Here is a 16,266-nt window from a genome sequence, read left to right as displayed (position 1 = left end):
CGCCCCATGCGCAAAGCCGCCCCGTTCCGCACCGCCCTGCTGCTGACCGCCGCCCTGGCCGTCAGCTCGCCGGCGCAGGCGTGGTGGCCGTTCGGCGACGGGCGGCGCAGCCCCCCTCGCCCGGCCGCGCCCCGGCCGGACAGTTCGCCGCGCGAGACGTTTCCGAACATCAGCTACGCCGACTGGAGCGAGCAGGAGCCGGACTACCGGCTGTATCCCGGCGACCAGATCGACATCACGGTGCCCTCGGCGCCGGAACTGTCGAAGACCGGGATCATCATCCAGCCGGACGGTCGCGTCACCATGCCGCTGATCGCGCCGGTGATGGCTGCCGACCGGACCGTGCCTGAACTGGAGGCGATGCTCTCGCGCGCCTACGCCAGCCAGCTGCTGCGGCCACAGGTCTCGGTGACAATGAAGGTGGCGACGCCGCTGAAGGTGTTCGTCGGCGGCGAGGTCGGCACGCCCGGCGTCTATGACATGCCCGGCGACATCAACAGCCTGCAGGCCGTGATCCAGGCCGGCGGCTTCAAGGTCAGCGCCAAGACCGACCGGGTGGTGATCATCCGTCGCGGGCCCGGCGGCCAGGCGATGATGCGGACGGTGAACCTGCAAAGCGCGATGAAGGCGCAGTCCGGCGCGGACTTCGTGCCGCTGCGCCGGTTCGACATCATCTATGTGCCGCGGTCGAATATCGCCGAGGCGGGACTGTTCATGCAGCAGTGGTTCCGCGACGTGTCGCCGATCCAGGGCTTCAGCTACGCGCTGAACGGCCAGTCCCAGTAGGATCTGCTCAGCCCGCGGCCAGCCACTGGCGCGCCTGACGCTGGGCGTCGGCGACCTCGGCGGGATCCATCTCGGCGCTCAGTTCCTTGCGGTAGATCTTGGCTTCCACCGATCCGCGCATGGCCGCGAGATTGAACAGCATGTGGGCCGACACGTAGTCGAGCGGCGCGCCGCCCTGACCGGTCGAATAGAGCAGGCCCATGCGGAACAGCTCGTCGCCCGACGTGTCGGGACCCGGCAGCGGCATGGTCGCGGGAGCTTCGATTTCGACGCTCGCAAGCATGGTCTTCTTCCCTTCAAAACCCTCTCCGGACCGTTCTGTCCGAAGCCGATGAGCACAGAAGAATACCTCTCGCCTGAACATAGGGTTAATCGCGCAATTCCTTTGTATTCAAGGCGGAATACAGGATTTGTTCACCCGCGTTACTGGTCGTAAAGCAGTGTCTCCGGCGGGTTAAGAAGGCCTCTGCGAACCCTTAACGCCGGCGTGCGGAACGCCATTCCTGACCGGGCCGTTCAGGTGGGGTTCAGGCTCCCTGATTCATCGTCGGGGCCAGTCGAGGGACCCCACGCGACCCACGGGCCGCATCGATTTCGTAAGGAGGCACTTCCATGAAGCGTCTGTTTCTGACCATCGCCGCCATGGCGTCGGTCGCCGGCCCCCTGGCCCTTGCTGCGACCGATGCGGCCGCTCAGGACCGCGGCCGTTACGACCGCCGCGACGAGCGGCGAGACGACCGTTGGGACCGTCGCGATGAACGTCGTGACGACCGCTGGGACCGCCGCGACGAGCGGCGGGATGATCGCTGGGACCGCCGCGACGGCCGGTATGATCGTCGCGACGACCGCCGCGACCGCCGCTGGGACAGCCGCACCCGCTGGGACCGCGGCCATCACAACGGCTACTACTACAACAACCGCTGGTACTATGGCCCGCCGCCGGCCGCCTACTACGGCCGCCCGGGCTACTATCCGGGCTACAACGCCTGGCGTCGCGGCGCCTACCTGCCGCCCAGCTACCGGGATCGCGGCTATGTGGTCTACGACTACGGTCGCTATCGCCTGCGCCCGCCCCCGCGCGGCTACTACTGGTACCGGTCGGGCGATGACTTCCTGCTCGCCGCCGTGGCCACAGGCCTGATCCTCGACGTGATCATCAACCACTAGGCCTGATCACCGCCAGACGAACGCCGCCCCGGAGAGCGATCTCCGGGGCGGTTTTCGTTCACATCTCCCACCACGTGGCGCAGGAGAGCGCTAGAGCCCGAGCTTGGCCTTCAGGATCTCGTTGACGGCGGCCGGGTTGGCCTTGCCGCCGGTCTCCTTCATCACCTGACCAACGAACCAGCCGATGGCCTGGGGCTTTTCCTTCACCGCCTCGGCCTTGTCGGGGTTGGCCGCGATCAGGGCATCGACCGCCGCCTCGATGGCGCCGGTGTCGGTGATCTGCACCAGACCGTGCTTCTCGACGATGGCCGAGGGCGCGCCCTCGCCGGCCCACATGTGTTCGAACACCGTGCGGGCGATCTTGCCCGAGATGGTGCCGTCCTCGATCAGGGCGACAAGGGCGGCGATGTCGGCCGCCGCGATCGGCGAATCCTTGATCTCCAGCCCGTCCTTGCCGAGGCGGCCCAGCAGGTCGTTGAGCACCCAGTTGGCCGTCAGCTTGGCGTCACGCCCCTTGGCGGCCTCCTCGAAATAGCCGGCCACGTCGCCGTCCGAGGTCAGCACCGTGGCGTCATAGGCCGACAGACCATAGGCGCTCATCAGCCGCGCCTTCTTGGCGTCCGGCAGTTCGGGAAGCGAGGCCTCGATGGCCTTGACCCAGGCCGGGTCGAGCACAAGCGGCAGCAGGTCGGGGTCAGGGAAGTAGCGGTAGTCGTGCGCCTCTTCCTTGGACCGCATGGAGCGGGTCTCGTTCTTCGTCGGGTCGTACAGGCGCGTTTCCTGATCGACCACGCCGCCGTCCTCGAGGATCTCCATCTGGCGACGGGCCTCATGGTTGATGGCCTGCTGGATGAACCGGTAGCTGTTGACGTTCTTGATCTCGCAGCGCGTGCCCAGATGGCTGAAGTCCTGGGTGGCCTGGTACTTGGCGTACTGGCCGACGCGGCAGACCGAGACGTTCACGTCGGCGCGCAGGTTGCCCTTCTCCATGTCGCCGTCGCAGGTGCCGAGCGTGATCAGGATCGCGCGCAGTTTCTTGACGTAGGCGGCCGCGTCTTCCGGCGAGCGCATGTCCGGCTTGCTGACGATCTCCATCAGCGCCGTGCCGGACCGGTTCAGGTCGACGTAGGTTTCGCTCGGCGACAGGTCATGGATCGACTTGCCGGCATCCTGTTCGAGGTGCAGCCGCTCGATGCGCACGTCGAAGCTGGAGCCGTCGTCACGGTCCACATGCACCACGCCCTCGCCGACGATCGGCGATTTGAACTGGCTGATCTGATAGCCCTGCGGCAAGTCCGGGTAGAAGTAGTTCTTCCGGTCAAAGGTGCTCTTCAGATTGATCTGCGCCTTGAGGCCGAGGCCCGTGCGGACGGCCTGCTCGACGCAGTATTTGTTGAGCACAGGCAGCATGCCGGGCATGGCCGCGTCGACCAGGCTGACCTGCTCGTTGGGACCCGCGCCGAAGCCGACGGCCGCGCCGCTGAACAGCTTGGAATTGCTGGCGACCTGGGCGTGGACCTCCAGCCCGAGCACGATTTCCCAGTCGCCGGTGCGACCCTTGAGGATTGTGGGTTCAGTCATCGCTACCACCACTTCTCCGCCTTGCCCCGGAAGGCGGCGGCCTTTTCCAGCGCGCCGGCGACCGAGAACACCGTACCTTCGTCCAGCGCCTTGCCGATGACCTGCAGGCCGAGCGGCAGGCCGCCGGCGTCGAGGCCGGCCGGCACGCTGATCGACGGCAGGCCGGCCAGGTTGGTCGTCACCGTGAAGACGTCATTGAGATACATGGCGATCGGGTCGGCGTTGCGCTCGCCGAGCGCGAAGGCCGCCGACGGGGCCGTCGGGGTCAGCAGCACGTCGCAGGTCTGCCAGGCCTGGTCGAAGTCGTCGGCGATGCGCCGGCGGACCTTCTGGGCCTTCAGGTAATAGGCGTCGTAGTAGCCGGCGCTCAGCACATAGGTGCCGATCAGGATGCGGCGCTTGACCTCGTCGCCGAAGCCTTCAGCCCGACTGTTCTCGTAGACCTCCGTGAGGCTCTTGCCCTCGCCGCGATGGCCAAAGCGCATGCCGTCATAGCGCGCGAGGTTCGAAGAGGCCTCGGCCGGGGCGACGATGTAGTAGGCCGGCAGGGCGTATTTGGTATGCGGCAGCGAGACCTCGACGATCTCCGCGCCGGCGTCCTTCAGCCAGTCGATGCCGTCCTGCCAGAGCTTCTCGATCTCGGCCGGCATGCCGTCGACGCGGTACTCCTTGGGCACGCCGACGCGCAGGCCCTTGACCGACTTGCCGACGAACGGGGCGTAGTCGGGGATCTCGACGTTGAGGCTGGTGGAGTCCTTCGGGTCATGGCCGGCCATGCTGGTCAGCAGGATGGCCGCATCCTCGACGGTCTTGGCGATCGGCCCGGCCTGGTCGAGCGAGCTGGCGAAGGCGACGATGCCCCAGCGCGAGCAGAGGCCGTAGGTCGGCTTGATGCCGACGGTGCCGGTGAAGGCCGCGGGCTGGCGGATCGAGCCGCCCGTGTCGGTCGCCGTGGCGCCCAGGCAGATGTCGGCCGCGACCGCCGCCGCCGAGCCGCCCGACGAGCCGCCGGGGGTCAGGGCGCGGTTGCCGCCCGCGGCGGACTTCCACGGGTTGACGACATTGCCGAACGCGCTGGTCTCGTTCGACGAGCCCATGGCGAACTCGTCGAGGTTCAGCTTGCCGAGCATCACCGCACCGTCGCCGAACAGGTTGGCGGTGACGGTGGATTCGTACTGCGGGATGAAGTTGCCGAGGATCTTTGAGGCCGCCGTCGAGCGGACGCCCTCCGTGCAGAACAGATCCTTGATACCCAGCGGCGCGCCTTCCAGCGGCCCCGCCTCGCCCCTGGCGATACGCGCGTCGGAGGCGGCGGCCATCTCCAGCGCCTTGTCGGGCGTCTCGAGGATGAAGGCGTTCAGCGGCCGCGCGGCTTCCACGGCGGCGATGTGCGCCTTGGTGATTTCGGTCGCGGAGAACGACTTGCTCTTCAGGCCTTCGAGGGCGGCCTTCAGCGTGAGGGCGGTAAGCTCGGACATGCTATTCGACCACCTTCGGCACCACGAAGAACCCGTCGACAGACTTGGGCGCATTGGCCAGAACGCGGGCGGCGTCGCCGCCGTCGGTGACCACGTCCTCGCGCAGCGGTGCGGCCATGGCGACGGCCGAGGTCATCGGCTCGACACCGTCGGTGTCGACCTCATTGAGCTGCTCGATCCACGCGATGATGCCGTTGAGCTCGGAGGCCAGCGACTCCAGTCGCGCCTCCGGTTCGGCGATGCGGGCGAGCCGGGCGACCTTGCGGACGGTCGCGGCGTCGATGGCCATCGTGGCCTCCTTTGTTTCGAACGTGCGGGTTAGCCGCCACCGCACCCAAAAAGCAAGCCATTCGGCCCCATCAGGCTCATTGCGGAAGCCCAATGCCCCAACATTGTCATCCCGGAAGCCGCGCAGCGGCTATCCGGGACTCAGATTGAATCCAGGCCGAATCTGGGTCCCGGATCGGCTCCGCCGTCCGGGATGACAGTAGGTGGGCAGCCGCGAAGTCGGTAATAGAGGGCGCATGCCCATCCTCGACATCCTCGACCTGCCCGCCGCCCTGCCCGCCTATGCGCCGATCGTGGGGCTGGATCCCGGCGAGAAGACCATCGGCGTGGCGGTCTCGGACGTCACCCGCACCGTCGCCAGCCCGCTGGAGACCATCGAGAAGGTGCAGTTCACCAAGGACGCCGCGCGGCTGTTCCAGCTGATGGAGAGCCGCGGCGCGGTCGGCATCGTCATCGGCCTGCCGATGAACATGGACGGCACCGAGGGCGCCCGCGCCCAGTCCAACCGGGCTCTGGCGCGCAACCTGCTGCGGCTGAAGGACATCCCGATCGCCTTCTGGGACGAGCGCCTGTCGACGGCGGCCGTGACCCGGGTGCTGATCGACGAGCACGACGTCAACCGCAAGCGCCGCGCCGAGGTGGTCGACAAGATGGCGGCTGCGTGGATCCTCCAGGGCGCGCTGGAGCGATTGCGGAACGCGGCGGGCTAGCCGAAAGCCTTCGCAAATTATTCCGCTCATCCCGGCGAAGGCCGGGACCCAGGTTTTTCGCGAACACTCGGGCCGCGGCCGGCCAACCAAAAACGCCTGGGTCCCGGCCTTCGCCGGGATAAACGGTAAGGGTGCGCTACGCCACCCGCACCATCCGCTTGCCGACATTCTCCCCGGCCAGCAGCCCCACAAGCGCCCCCGGCAGGCTCTCGAGCCCCTCCAGCACGTCCTCGCGGACCTTCAGCGATCCGTCCGCCACCCAGCCCTGCAGGTCCTTCAGCGCCGGGGCGTCGTTCGCCGCGAAGTCGCTGACAATGAAGCCACGCATGGTCAGGCGTTTGGTGACGACCAGGCCGGGGACGCCGCGCGGGCCATGCGGCGGGGCGGCGCCGTCGTACTGCGAGACCGCGCCGCAGCAGGCGATGCGGCCGTGGGTGTTCATGTTGAACAGGGCCGCTTCCAGAATGTCGCCGCCGGTGTTGTCGAAATAGACGTCCACGCCGTCCGGCGCCGCTGCGCGCAGGGCCTTGCGGACGTTCTCGGCCTTGTAGTCGATGACCGCGTCGAACCCGAGTTCGTCCACCAGCAACTGGCCCTTGGCCTTGCCGCCGGCGATGCCGATCACCCGGCAGCCCTTGATCTTCGCGATCTGGCCGACGATCGAGCCGACCGACCCGGCGGCGGCCGAGACCACAACTGTCTCCCCGGCCTTCGGCGCGCCGCACTCCAGCAGGCCGTGATAGGCGGTCAGGCCGGCCACGCCATAGACGCTGAGCAGATGGGTCAGCGGCTCCATCCGCGGGATCTTCGCCAGCCGTTTGGCCGGCAGCACCGCATACTCCTGCCAGCCGGTGTCGGCGAACACGAGGTCGCCGGGCGCCAGGTGCGCCGCCTTCGACTCGACCACCTCCGCCAGCGCCCCGCCGGCCATCACGTCGCCGGCCTCGATGGCCGCACGATAGGTCGCGCCCTGCATCCAGGCGCGGTTGGCGGCGTCGAGGCTGACGTATCGAATTTTTAGCAGGACCTCGCCCTCGCCCGGCGTTCCGACCTGCGCGGTGTTCAGGGTGAAGTGCTGCGGGCCCAGGTGGTCGCCTCCGGGCAGTTGCGCGAGCACGATCTGGCGATTAGCGGTCATGGCGGCGTTTCCTCTGTTCGTTGATCGCACTCAACATGAGCCGGGCGGGCTTGTCATGCGTCGACAGCGCGCCCCTCGCCCGCTACCCAGCACCGCCATGAGCGCCATCCTCCTCGGGGTCCTCCCCGTCTTCGCCATGATCGCCCTGGGCTGGGGCCTGAAGGCCTCGAAGTTCATCCCGGAGGCCGGCTGGCCGCCGATCGAGCGGCTAACCTACTTCGTCTTCTATCCGGGCTTTCTGATGCCCGCGGTCTGGAAGGCGGACTTCAGCAGTCTGTCGGCCGGGCCACTTGGAATTGCGACGGTCGGGACGATCATCCTGGTCTCGCTCGGGCTGCTGGCGATCAGGCCGGTCCTGCGGGTATCGGACGCCAGCTACACCAGCATGTTCCAGGGCAGCCTGCGCTGGAACACCTTCGTCTTCCTGCCGCTGGCGGCGCTCGTGTTCGGGCCCGAAGGTGCGGGCCTGGGCGCGATGACGATGGGCGCGCTGATCCCGGTCATCAATGTGATCTGCGTGCTGGTCCTGAGCAAATGGGGCGAGGGCCAGGGCGGCGGGCTGCGCACGGCCTTGCTCGGCCTCGCCCGGAACCCTGTCTTGTGGGGCTGCGGCATCGGCGCGCTGTTCAACCTTCTGCATGTTCCGAAACTGCCGGTGGTCATGAGCGGGCTCGACCTGCTGTCGGACGCCGCCCTGACCATGGGGCTGGTGGTCGCCGGCGCGGGCTTGAGCTTCGCCTACCTCCACAGCCGCCGCTGGCTGATCGCCTCAATCAGCGCGGTGAAACTGCTGGTTTTGCCCGTCATGATGTGGGGGCTCTGTCGGCTGGCGGGCGGCGACGAGACCGCCCAAGGCGTGGCCCTGCTGGTCGGGTCGACCCCGGGCGCAGCCGCTTCCTACGTGCTGGCGCGCCAGATGGGCGGCGACGCCCCGCTGATGGCCGGCATCGTCGCCTTCACCACCGCCGCCAGCCTGGTGACCATCCCGCTGCTGCTGGTGGTCTTCCACGTAAACTGACACCTCCAGAATCATTCACCCAAAGGGAGAGGGATTCCGGTTGGCGGAATCTGCGCCTTCGCCTATGACCACGGCTTATGACGGCTTTCGCCCCGGGTATCGATGAGGTCCGCGCACGGACCTTCCCATTCCCCCGCCGTCATTTTCTCTCCGCCATGGATGTGAACGTCGTCGAGGCGCAGCAGCTGCTCGACCTGGCGGACGGTTTCGTGGCGCTGAACCGGCAAACCACCAAGAAGCTCGACCTGCTCAAGGGTCGCACCTTGATGAACCTGTTCTTCGAGAATTCGACCCGCACCCAGGCCAGTTTCGAGCTGGCCGGCAAGCGGCTCGGCGCCGACGTCATGAACATGAGCGTCAAGACGAGCTCCGTGGCCAAGGGCGAGACCCTGATCGACACGGCGGTGACGCTGAACGCCATGCAGCCGGACCTGCTGGTCGTGCGGCACGCCTCGTCCGGCGCCGCGGCCCTGCTGTCGCAGAAGGTCGGCTGCAGCGTGATCAATGCCGGCGACGGCCAGCACGAACATCCGACCCAGGCGCTGCTCGACGCCCTGTCCATGCGCCGGGCGTTCGGCCATGTCGCCGGGCTGACGGTGGCGATCTGCGGCGACGTGATGCACAGCCGCGTCGCGCGCTCAAACGTCAATCTTCTCAATATCCTCGGCGCGGAAGTTCGCCTCGTCGGCCCGCCGACCCTGATGCCGGCCGGGGCCGAACACTGGGGCGCGACCGTTTATCACGACCTCGAAAAGGGCATCGCCGGCGCGGATGTGGTGATGATGCTGCGCCTTCAGCTCGAGCGCATGCAGGGGGCGCTGGTCCCCTCGACCCGCGAGTATTTCCGCTTCTGGGGCCTCGACCGCGAGAAGCTTAAGGCCGCCAGCGACGGGGTGAAGGTCATGCATCCCGGCCCGATGAACCGCGGCGTGGAGATCGACTCCGACGTGGCAGACGACCCGGCGGTCAGCCTGATCCAGGACCAGGTCGAGATGGGCGTCGCCGCCCGGATGGCCGTGCTGGCCTCGCTCGCCGCCCGGCTGGACAACAGCTGATGGCCCGGCCCCGCCCCCTCGCCTTCCAGAACGCCCGGCTGCTCGACCCGGAGAGCGGACATGACGGCCCCGGCGCGCTCGTGGTCGCGGGCGGAACCATCGCAGACGTCTCGAAAGGCAAGGATTTCAGCGGCCTGTCCGGTGATGTTCAGGTCATCGACTGCGGCGGGCACCTGCTGGCTCCCGGTCTGATCGACCTGCGGGTCAAGACCGGCGAGCCCGGCGCCGAAACCCGAGAAACCCTCCGCTCGGCCGCCCAGGCCGCCGCAGCGGGCGGGGTCACCAGCTTCGTCGTCCAGCCCGACACCGACCCGGCCGTCGACGATCCCTCGGTGGTCGACTTCATCCTGCGCCGGGCCCGCGACATCGAAGCCGCCCGCATCCTCTGCGCCGGCGCCGCGACCAAGGGCCTCAGGGGCGAGCAGATCGCCGAGATCGGCCTGATGCGCGAGGCCGGCTGCGTCTACGTCACCGACGTGGACCATGCCGTGGTCGACAGCCGCGTCCTGCGCCGCGTCATGGCCTATGCCAAGACCTTCGACATGGCCGTCGCCCATCGGCCGGTAGATCCCTGGCTGACAAAGGGCGCGGCGGCGACCGAGGGCGAGTTCGCCGGTCGTCTCGGCCTGCCCTCCGGCCCTGTGATGGCCGAGCGGATCGGGCTGGAGCGGGATCTGGCGCTGGCCGAACTGACCGGAGCCCACCTGCTGGTCGACCAGATCACCAGCGCCGGCGCGCTCGAGGCCCTGGCCCGGGCGAAAGCGCGCGGCGTGAAGGTGACGGCCACCGCCTCGATCAACCACCTGAGCTTCAACGAACTGGACATCGGCGACTACCGCACCTTCGCCAAGCTGGTTCCGCCCTTGCGCAGCGAGGACGACCGGCAGGCGCTGATCGAGGCGCTGGCGTCCGGCCTGGTGGACATCGTCGTCTCGGCGCACACCCCGGCGCCCGCCGAAGACAAGCGCCTGCCGTTTGACGAGGCCGCGCCCGGCGGCGTCGGGCTCGAAACCCTGCTGCCGGCTCTGCTGGCGCTCCATCACGACGGCCGCGCGCCGCTGCTGGACCTGATCAGGGCCGTCACCCTGGCGCCGGCGCGGTTCCTTGGCCTCTCCAGCGGCCGCCTGACCCCGGGCGCGCCGGCTGACCTCGTGCTGTGCGACCTCGGCGCGCCGGTGATCATCGACGCCGACCGACTGGCCTCGAAATCCAAGAACTCTCCATTCGACGGCCGGAGACTGCAGGGCCAGGTCCTGCGGACCGTGGTCGCGGGCAAGGTCGTGTTCCGGGCGGCCGAGTAAGGTCTCAGCCGCACCCCTGCGTCGCGGGGGAGGATTGCGAGCAACCCGCGACGCGCGTTAGCGTCAAACCACAAGACAACAACAACCATACCGTGTATTGGGGGCGACTATGGAATCTCTGGCGAGCGCAGTCTGGCTGACCATCGGCCTGGTCGTCGTGGGGGGCTACCTTTTGGGGTCGATCCCGTTCGGCCTGATCGCCACGCGCCTCGGCGGCGCGGGCGACATCCGCAAGATCGGTTCGGGCAACATCGGCGCGACCAATGTGCTGCGATCCGGGCGCAAGGACCTGGCGGCCATCACCCTGGTCGGCGACGCCGGCAAGGGCGCCCTGGCGGTGCTTCTGGCGCATCTGCTGACGAACGGCAGCCCCGCCATGGTCGCGCTGGCCGGCGGCAGCGCCTTCGTCGGCCACCTGTTCCCGGTCTGGCTGAAGTTCAACGGCGGCAAGGGCGTGGCCACCTTCTACGGCGTTCTGCTGTCGGCCTTCTTCCCGGTGGGGGCACTGGCCGCCGTGACCTGGATCGCCATGGCCTTCCTGTTCCGGATGTCGTCGCTGGCGGCCTTGACGGCAGCCGCGCTGGCGCCCCTGTTCGCCTTCGCGGTGGATGCGCCCCGACCCATCGTCGTGCTGGCCGCCGTCATGGCCGTGCTCATCTTCATCCGCCACCATGAGAACATCCGCCGCCTGCTCAAGGGCGAGGAGCCGAAGATCGGCGCAAAGAAGGCGGAGGCCGCACCCCCGTCCCCTGACGCGTGACGGCGGGGCTGCTGTCCGACGTCGAACGGGTCGCCTGGCTGCGTCTTGCCAGAACCCCGAATGTCGGACCGGTGGCCTTCGAACATCTGTTGCAGCGTTGCGGCTCGGCCTCAGCCGCCGTGGACGCCCTGCCCGACCTGGCCCGGCGCTCTGTGGATATCCCCACCCGGGCCGAAGCCGAGCGGGAGCTTGAGGCAGGCGATCGGCTGGGCGCCCGGCTGATCTGCGGCGCCGACCCCGCCTTTCCGCCGCTGCTGGCGGCGCTCGATCCGCCGCCGCCGCTGATCTGGGTGCTCGGCGACGCCGGCATGCTGACCCGCCAGGCCGTCGCCATTGTCGGCGCCCGGGTCGCCTCCGCCGCCGGTCAGCGGTTCGCCCGGACCCTCGCCGCCGAGTTGGGCCAAACCGGGAAGATGATCGTGTCAGGCCTCGCCCGGGGCATCGACGGCGCCGCGCACGAAGGCTCGCTGCCCACCGGCACAGTGGCCGTGCTGGGAGGCGGCGTCGGCGACATCTATCCGCCGGAGCATGCCGACCTGCATGCCCGCATCGCCGCAGCCGGGGCCGTCATCTCCGAGAGCCCGCCCGATCATCGCGCCCAGGCCCGCGACTTTCCCCGCCGCAACCGCCTGATCAGCGGCCTCTCGCTGGCGGTCGTGGTGGTCGAGGCCGAACTGAAGTCCGGATCCCTGATCACCGCACGGCTGGCGGCCGAACAGGGGCGCGAGGTGCTCGCCGTGCCGGGCTCGCCGTTGGACCCCAGGGCGCGCGGGACCAACGACCTGTTGCGTCAGGGGGCCACCGTCTGCGAGGGCGCCGAGGACGTACTGCGGACGCTGGAAGGTCTGGGCGGCCTGCGGGAACGGGAGCGGCGACGCTGGATCGGCCCCGTCGCCCCGTCGCCGGACGGCCTGCGCGAGCGGGTCGAAGGCCTGCTGTCGCCCACGCCGGTCACGATCGATGACCTGGTGCGCGCCGCCGGCGCGCCGGCGCCCGCAGTGTTTGCGGCGCTGGTGGAACTGTCGCTGGCCGGGCTGGCCGAGTTCGGGCCAGGCGGAACGGTGGCCCGAGGCGAGCCCTAGTCCTCGCCCCGGCGCAGCACGATCGGTGCATCCGGATCGACCGGCGGACGGACCACGGCCGGCGGCGGCGCGGGCCTGGGCGCCGGCGGCGCTTCCACGACCGGCGGCAGGTTGACCGGCGCAGGCGGCGGCAGGACCGGCGCCGCCACTGTCGGGGTCGGGGTCGGCGTCGGCGTCGGCGATGCCGTCGTCCGGGGCGCGGCGGCGACCCGCGCGGTCCCTGCCGGTGGTTCCGCCCGATAGATCGGCGCCGTCGGCAGAGCGTCCGCGGCGGCTTCTTCGGCCACAGGCTCGGCGGCAGTGCGGGCGGCAGCGTCCGCCGCCGCCGTCGCTTCGGCGGCCGAGGGTGCTAGATCCGGCGGGGTGGCGGAGTCCGCCACGGGCGTCGCGGCTTCAAGCTGCGCGTTCCGCTCCGACAGCACGACCGCCGCGGCGGCGATCAGCGCGATGACCCCCAGCGCGACGCCGCCAATCAGCAGACGCCGACCGATCGGGGCCGCGGGCTCGCGCAGTCGGCTGGCCAGTTGCTCGAGGTCGGGCGGCGGCGCATCGGACGGGGCGGGTCTCGCCAGGGCGCTGCCCTGCCCGGCCGGCTTGATCGGCACGCCGAGCGGCGTGGCCGCGGGGCGCGCCTTCCGCGCCGCCTTCGGGATGAGCGGAGAGCTGCCGAGAATTCCCGCGCCCATCTTCGGCGGCGGCGGCGCCAGCTTCGGGCCCTGCGGCTCGGGCTCGGGCTCCGGCGCTGACTGGCCCGACGCCTTGACGCCGCCCATCGACGCCGGGCCAAGGCCCAGCTTGAACGGCGCGGGTTTTGCGACGCCCCACGGCGTGCGTCGGGCGAACGGGTTGGTCGGGTCAGTCTTGCGGGGTGGCTGCATGCTGCTTTCCGCACGGCGAGGCGATTCAGTTCGAACCTGATTACACGCTCAGGGGCCAGACGCGAACGCCCGCGAGCGTCCTGTGTTTGGCGTCACAGTTGGCCGGTTCTATGGCCGGAGGGGCGCAGGAGGGCGACATCGTGGCGCGGAATCCTTTGACTTCCACGCCCTGCGTTGACATTGCCCCTGCCCCGCGCCCACTTTCCGCGCTCGCTTCAAGGGCGAACCTCCCGCTCCTCCGTCATTGAGACCGCATGCACGTCGTCGTCGTCGAGAGTCCGGCCAAGGCCAAGACCATCAACAAGTACCTCGGGTCGGACTACAAGGTTCTCGCCTCGTACGGCCACGTGCGCGACCTGCCGTCGAAGGACGGGTCGGTGAAGCCGGACGACGATTTCTCGATGAGCTGGGAAGTCGACGCCAAATCGGCCAAGCGCCTGAGCGACATCGCCGACGCCCTGAAGGGCGCCGACACCCTGTTCCTGGCCACCGACCCCGACCGCGAGGGCGAAGCCATCAGCTGGCACCTGCTCGAGGTGCTCAGCAAGAAGAAGGCGCTCAAGGACGTCACCGTCCGCCGGGCCACTTTCAACGCCATCACCAAGACCGCCGTGCTGGAAGCCATCGCCAACCCGCGCGAGATCGACATGGAGCTGGTCGAGGCCTACCTGGCCCGCCGCGCCCTCGACTATCTGGTCGGCTTCACCCTCTCGCCCGTGCTCTGGCGCAAGCTGCCGGGTTCGCGCTCGGCCGGGCGGGTCCAGTCCGTCGCCCTGCGGCTGATCGTCGATCGCGAACTGGAGATCGAGCGCTTCCGGACCCAGGAGTACTGGACCGTCGAGGCGGATGTCTCGGCCGGCGCGGAGCCCTTCCTGGCCCGCCTGGTCAAGCACGAAGGCAAGAAGCTCTCGAAGTTCGATCTCAATACCGAAGCCCTCGCCGGCGGAGCGCGCGCGGCGGTGCAGGCCTGCAGCTTCAAGGTCGCCTCGGTCGAGAAGAAGCCGGCCCGGCGCACGCCGCCGCCGCCCTTCACCACCTCGACCCTGCAACAGGAAGCCTCGCGCAAGCTCGGCTTCTCGGCCCAGCGGACCATGCAGGCGGCGCAGAAACTGTATGAAGGCGTCGACATCGGCGGCGAGACCACCGGCCTGATCACCTACATGCGGACCGACGGCGTCCAGTCGGCGCCCGAGGCCCTCGACGAGGCCCGCCGGGTCATCGGCGGCCTGTACGGCAAGGACTACGTTCCGGAGTCCCCGCGCCTCTACAAGACCAAGGCCAAGAACACCCAGGAAGCGCACGAAGCGATCCGTCCGACCTCGCTGGAGCGCAACCCGGGCAAGCTGAAGCTCGAAAGCGACATGGGCCGGCTCTACGAGCTGATCTGGAAGCGGATGATCGCCTCGCAGATGGAAGCCGCCCGGATCGAGCGGACCGCCGTCGAACTGGAAGGCAGCGACGGCCAGACCGCCCTGCGCGCCACCGGCCAGGTGGTTCAGTTCCCCGGCTATCTCGCCGTCTATGAAGAAGGTCGCGACGATCCCGACCAGACCGCCCCGGCCGCCGGCGAGGACGCTGACTTCGCCGGCAAGCTGCCGGTGATCAACGAGGGCGCCGACGCCCGGGTGATCGCCGCCCGCGCCGACCAGCACTTCACCGAACCGCCCCCGCGCTTCTCCGAAGCCAGCCTCGTCAAGCGGATGGAAGAGCTCGGCATCGGCCGGCCCTCGACCTACGCCTCGATCCTGACCGTGCTGCGCGACCGCGCCTATGTCCGGATGGACAAGAACCGCTTCATTCCCGAGGACAAGGGCCGGCTGGTCACGGCCTTCCTCGAGGAGTTCTTCAAGCGCTACGTGGAATACGACTTCACCGCCGCGCTGGAAGAGAAGCTCGACCTGGTCTCCGACGGCAAGCTCGACTGGAAACAGTTCCTCCGCGACTTCTGGAAGGACTTCCACGCGGCCGTCGGCGAGATCGCCGAGCTGCGCGTGACCAACGTGCTGGACGCCCTGAACGTGGCGCTCGGTCCGCACATCTTCCCGGCCAAGGAAGACGGGTCCGACCCGCGCCTCTGCCCGACCTGCAATGTCGGCCAGCTGAGCCTCAAGACCGGCAAGTTCGGCGCCTTCATCGGCTGCTCGAACTACCCCGAATGCCGCTTCACCCGCCCGATCGCCCAGCCTGACGGCGACGGCGAGGCCGCCGAGGGCGACCGCGAGCTGGGCATCAACCCGAAGTCCAGCCAGACCGTCTGGCTCAAGAACGGCCGCTTCGGCCATTACGTCGAGGAAACCCCGGCCGAGGGCGACAAGCCCAAACGCTCGAGCCTGCCCAAGGGCTGGCCGCCGGCGTCCATGGACATCGACAAGGCCCTGCGCCTGCTCGACCTCCCCCGCGAGGTCGGCAAGCATCCCGAAGACGGCAAGGTGATCGTCGCCGGGATCGGCCGCTACGGACCGTTCGTGCTGCACGAGGGGACCTACGCCAACCTCGAGAGCGCCGATGAGGTCTTCGACGTCGGTCTCAACCGCGCCGTCGCCGTGCTCGCCGAAAAGCGCGCGGGCGGAAAGGGCGGCCGCACCGCCGCCGCCGCGCTGAAGGAGCTGGGCGCCCATCCCGAGGACGGCCAGGCGATCAAGATCCTCAACGGGCGCTTTGGTCCCTACATCAAGCACGGGTCGACCAACGCCAACGTCCCGCGCGGGCGGGATCCGCTGGAAATCACCCTTGAGGAAGCCATCGGCCTGATCGCCGAGCGCGTCGCCAAGGGCGGCGGCAAGAAGCCGGTGAAGAAGGCCGCGCCTAAGAAGGCGGCTGCCCCGAAGAAGCCCGACCCGCTGACGGCCAATACCGTGAAGGCGAAAAAGAAGGCTCCGGCGAAGAAGAAACCGGCGGCGAAGGCCAAGGCGCCCGCCGAATAACGGCCGTCATCCTCGGGCTTGTCCCGAGGACCCATGCGCTCGCCGTCTGCCTAACGCTCGCTGGCGACGACGCATCCCGGGGCAGAATCAGGTGTTCATG

15 protein-coding genes are annotated in these 16,266 nt (G+C 68.9%); 9 read left to right on the top strand and 6 right to left on the bottom strand.

The features are described 5' to 3' along the window. Positions 1-6: 6 nt before the first annotated feature. A complete protein-coding gene (locus AC3WJT_RS12565) occupies positions 7-786 on the top strand; it encodes a polysaccharide biosynthesis/export family protein (RefSeq protein WP_492343466.1) in 780 nt (259 codons plus the stop codon). A gap of 7 nt (positions 787-793) precedes the next feature. On the opposite strand, the gene AC3WJT_RS12560 is transcribed toward AC3WJT_RS12565, so the two are convergent. After that, positions 794-1,069: a sel1 repeat family protein gene (locus AC3WJT_RS12560; RefSeq protein WP_492343465.1), complete on the bottom strand. Its 276-nt coding sequence runs from the start codon at positions 1,067-1,069 to the stop codon at positions 794-796. Between the two features lie 329 nt (positions 1,070-1,398). Here AC3WJT_RS12560 and AC3WJT_RS12555 point away from each other — a divergent pair, with 329 nt between their 5' ends. Next, on the top strand, positions 1,399-1,953 hold the full coding sequence (locus AC3WJT_RS12555) for an RcnB family protein (protein WP_492343464.1): 555 nt from the start codon (positions 1,399-1,401) through the stop codon (positions 1,951-1,953). A gap of 90 nt (positions 1,954-2,043) precedes the next feature. On the opposite strand, the gene gatB is transcribed toward AC3WJT_RS12555, so the two are convergent. Genes gatB through gatC form a run of 3 tightly spaced genes read right to left on the bottom strand, consistent with a single transcriptional unit; the run spans position 2,044 to position 5,301 of the window. After that, the gene (gene gatB, locus AC3WJT_RS12550) at positions 2,044-3,534 is read right to left on the bottom strand and encodes an Asp-tRNA(Asn)/Glu-tRNA(Gln) amidotransferase subunit GatB (protein WP_492343463.1); all 1,491 of its coding nucleotides are present in this window, start codon (positions 3,532-3,534) and stop codon (positions 2,044-2,046) included. A gap of 2 nt (positions 3,535-3,536) precedes the next feature. Next, the gene (gene gatA / locus AC3WJT_RS12545) at positions 3,537-5,012 is read right to left on the bottom strand and encodes an Asp-tRNA(Asn)/Glu-tRNA(Gln) amidotransferase subunit GatA (RefSeq protein ID WP_492343462.1); all 1,476 of its coding nucleotides are present in this window, start codon (positions 5,010-5,012) and stop codon (positions 3,537-3,539) included. Position 5,013: 1 nt separating this feature from the next. Beyond that, positions 5,014-5,301, bottom strand: a complete 288-nt coding sequence (gene gatC, locus AC3WJT_RS12540; RefSeq protein ID WP_492343461.1) for an Asp-tRNA(Asn)/Glu-tRNA(Gln) amidotransferase subunit GatC — start codon at positions 5,299-5,301, stop codon at positions 5,014-5,016. A gap of 235 nt (positions 5,302-5,536) precedes the next feature. On the opposite strand from gatC, the gene ruvX reads away from it, so the two are divergent. Continuing rightward, positions 5,537-6,010: a Holliday junction resolvase RuvX gene (ruvX, locus tag AC3WJT_RS12535; protein WP_492343460.1), complete on the top strand. Its 474-nt coding sequence runs from the start codon at positions 5,537-5,539 to the stop codon at positions 6,008-6,010. Positions 6,011-6,146: 136 nt separating this feature from the next. On the opposite strand, the gene AC3WJT_RS12530 is transcribed toward ruvX, so the two are convergent. Then, entirely contained in the window at positions 6,147-7,148 is a 1,002-nt protein-coding gene (locus AC3WJT_RS12530; protein WP_492343459.1) for an NADP-dependent oxidoreductase, read from the bottom strand. A gap of 97 nt (positions 7,149-7,245) precedes the next feature. Between AC3WJT_RS12530 and AC3WJT_RS12525 the strand changes: the two genes are divergently transcribed. The 5 genes from AC3WJT_RS12525 to dprA all read left to right on the top strand — a co-directional run bounded on the left by AC3WJT_RS12525 (position 7,246) and on the right by dprA (position 12,364). Beyond that, complete coding sequence (locus AC3WJT_RS12525) at positions 7,246-8,166, top strand: AEC family transporter (RefSeq protein ID WP_492343458.1); 921 nt, start codon at positions 7,246-7,248, stop codon at positions 8,164-8,166. A 77-nt stretch (positions 8,167-8,243) separates the two neighbouring features. Continuing rightward, the gene (locus AC3WJT_RS12520; protein ID WP_492343457.1) at positions 8,244-9,221 is read left to right on the top strand and encodes an aspartate carbamoyltransferase catalytic subunit; all 978 of its coding nucleotides are present in this window, start codon (positions 8,244-8,246) and stop codon (positions 9,219-9,221) included. Continuing rightward, positions 9,221-10,522, top strand: a complete 1,302-nt coding sequence (gene pyrC, locus AC3WJT_RS12515; RefSeq protein ID WP_492343456.1) for a dihydroorotase — start codon at positions 9,221-9,223, stop codon at positions 10,520-10,522. Before AC3WJT_RS12520 ends, pyrC begins: the two co-directional genes overlap by 1 nt. Before the next feature lie 109 nt (positions 10,523-10,631). Next, positions 10,632-11,282, top strand: a complete 651-nt coding sequence (gene plsY / locus AC3WJT_RS12510; protein ID WP_492343455.1) for a glycerol-3-phosphate 1-O-acyltransferase PlsY — start codon at positions 10,632-10,634, stop codon at positions 11,280-11,282. Further along, positions 11,279-12,364 (top strand): DNA-processing protein DprA, encoded by a 1,086-nt coding sequence (dprA, locus tag AC3WJT_RS12505; protein WP_492343454.1) that lies wholly within the window; start codon positions 11,279-11,281, stop codon positions 12,362-12,364. The genes plsY and dprA overlap by 4 nt, the downstream gene beginning before the upstream one ends. On the opposite strand, the gene AC3WJT_RS12500 is transcribed toward dprA, so the two are convergent. Beyond that, positions 12,361-13,242, bottom strand: a complete 882-nt coding sequence (locus AC3WJT_RS12500; RefSeq protein ID WP_492343453.1) for a hypothetical protein — start codon at positions 13,240-13,242, stop codon at positions 12,361-12,363. The two genes, dprA and AC3WJT_RS12500, sit on opposite strands and share 4 nt — an antisense overlap. Before the next feature lie 254 nt (positions 13,243-13,496). On the opposite strand from AC3WJT_RS12500, the gene topA reads away from it, so the two are divergent. Then, positions 13,497-16,166 (top strand): type I DNA topoisomerase, encoded by a 2,670-nt coding sequence (topA, locus tag AC3WJT_RS12495; RefSeq protein ID WP_492343452.1) that lies wholly within the window; start codon positions 13,497-13,499, stop codon positions 16,164-16,166. The last annotated feature ends 100 nt before the right edge of the window (positions 16,167-16,266 follow it).

The sequence above is a fragment of the Caulobacter sp. FW305-C-30-S16 genome (genome assembly GCF_058783025.1).
Note: the sequence above shows the minus strand (reverse complement) of the source record. Positions and strands in the feature narration are given on the sequence as shown.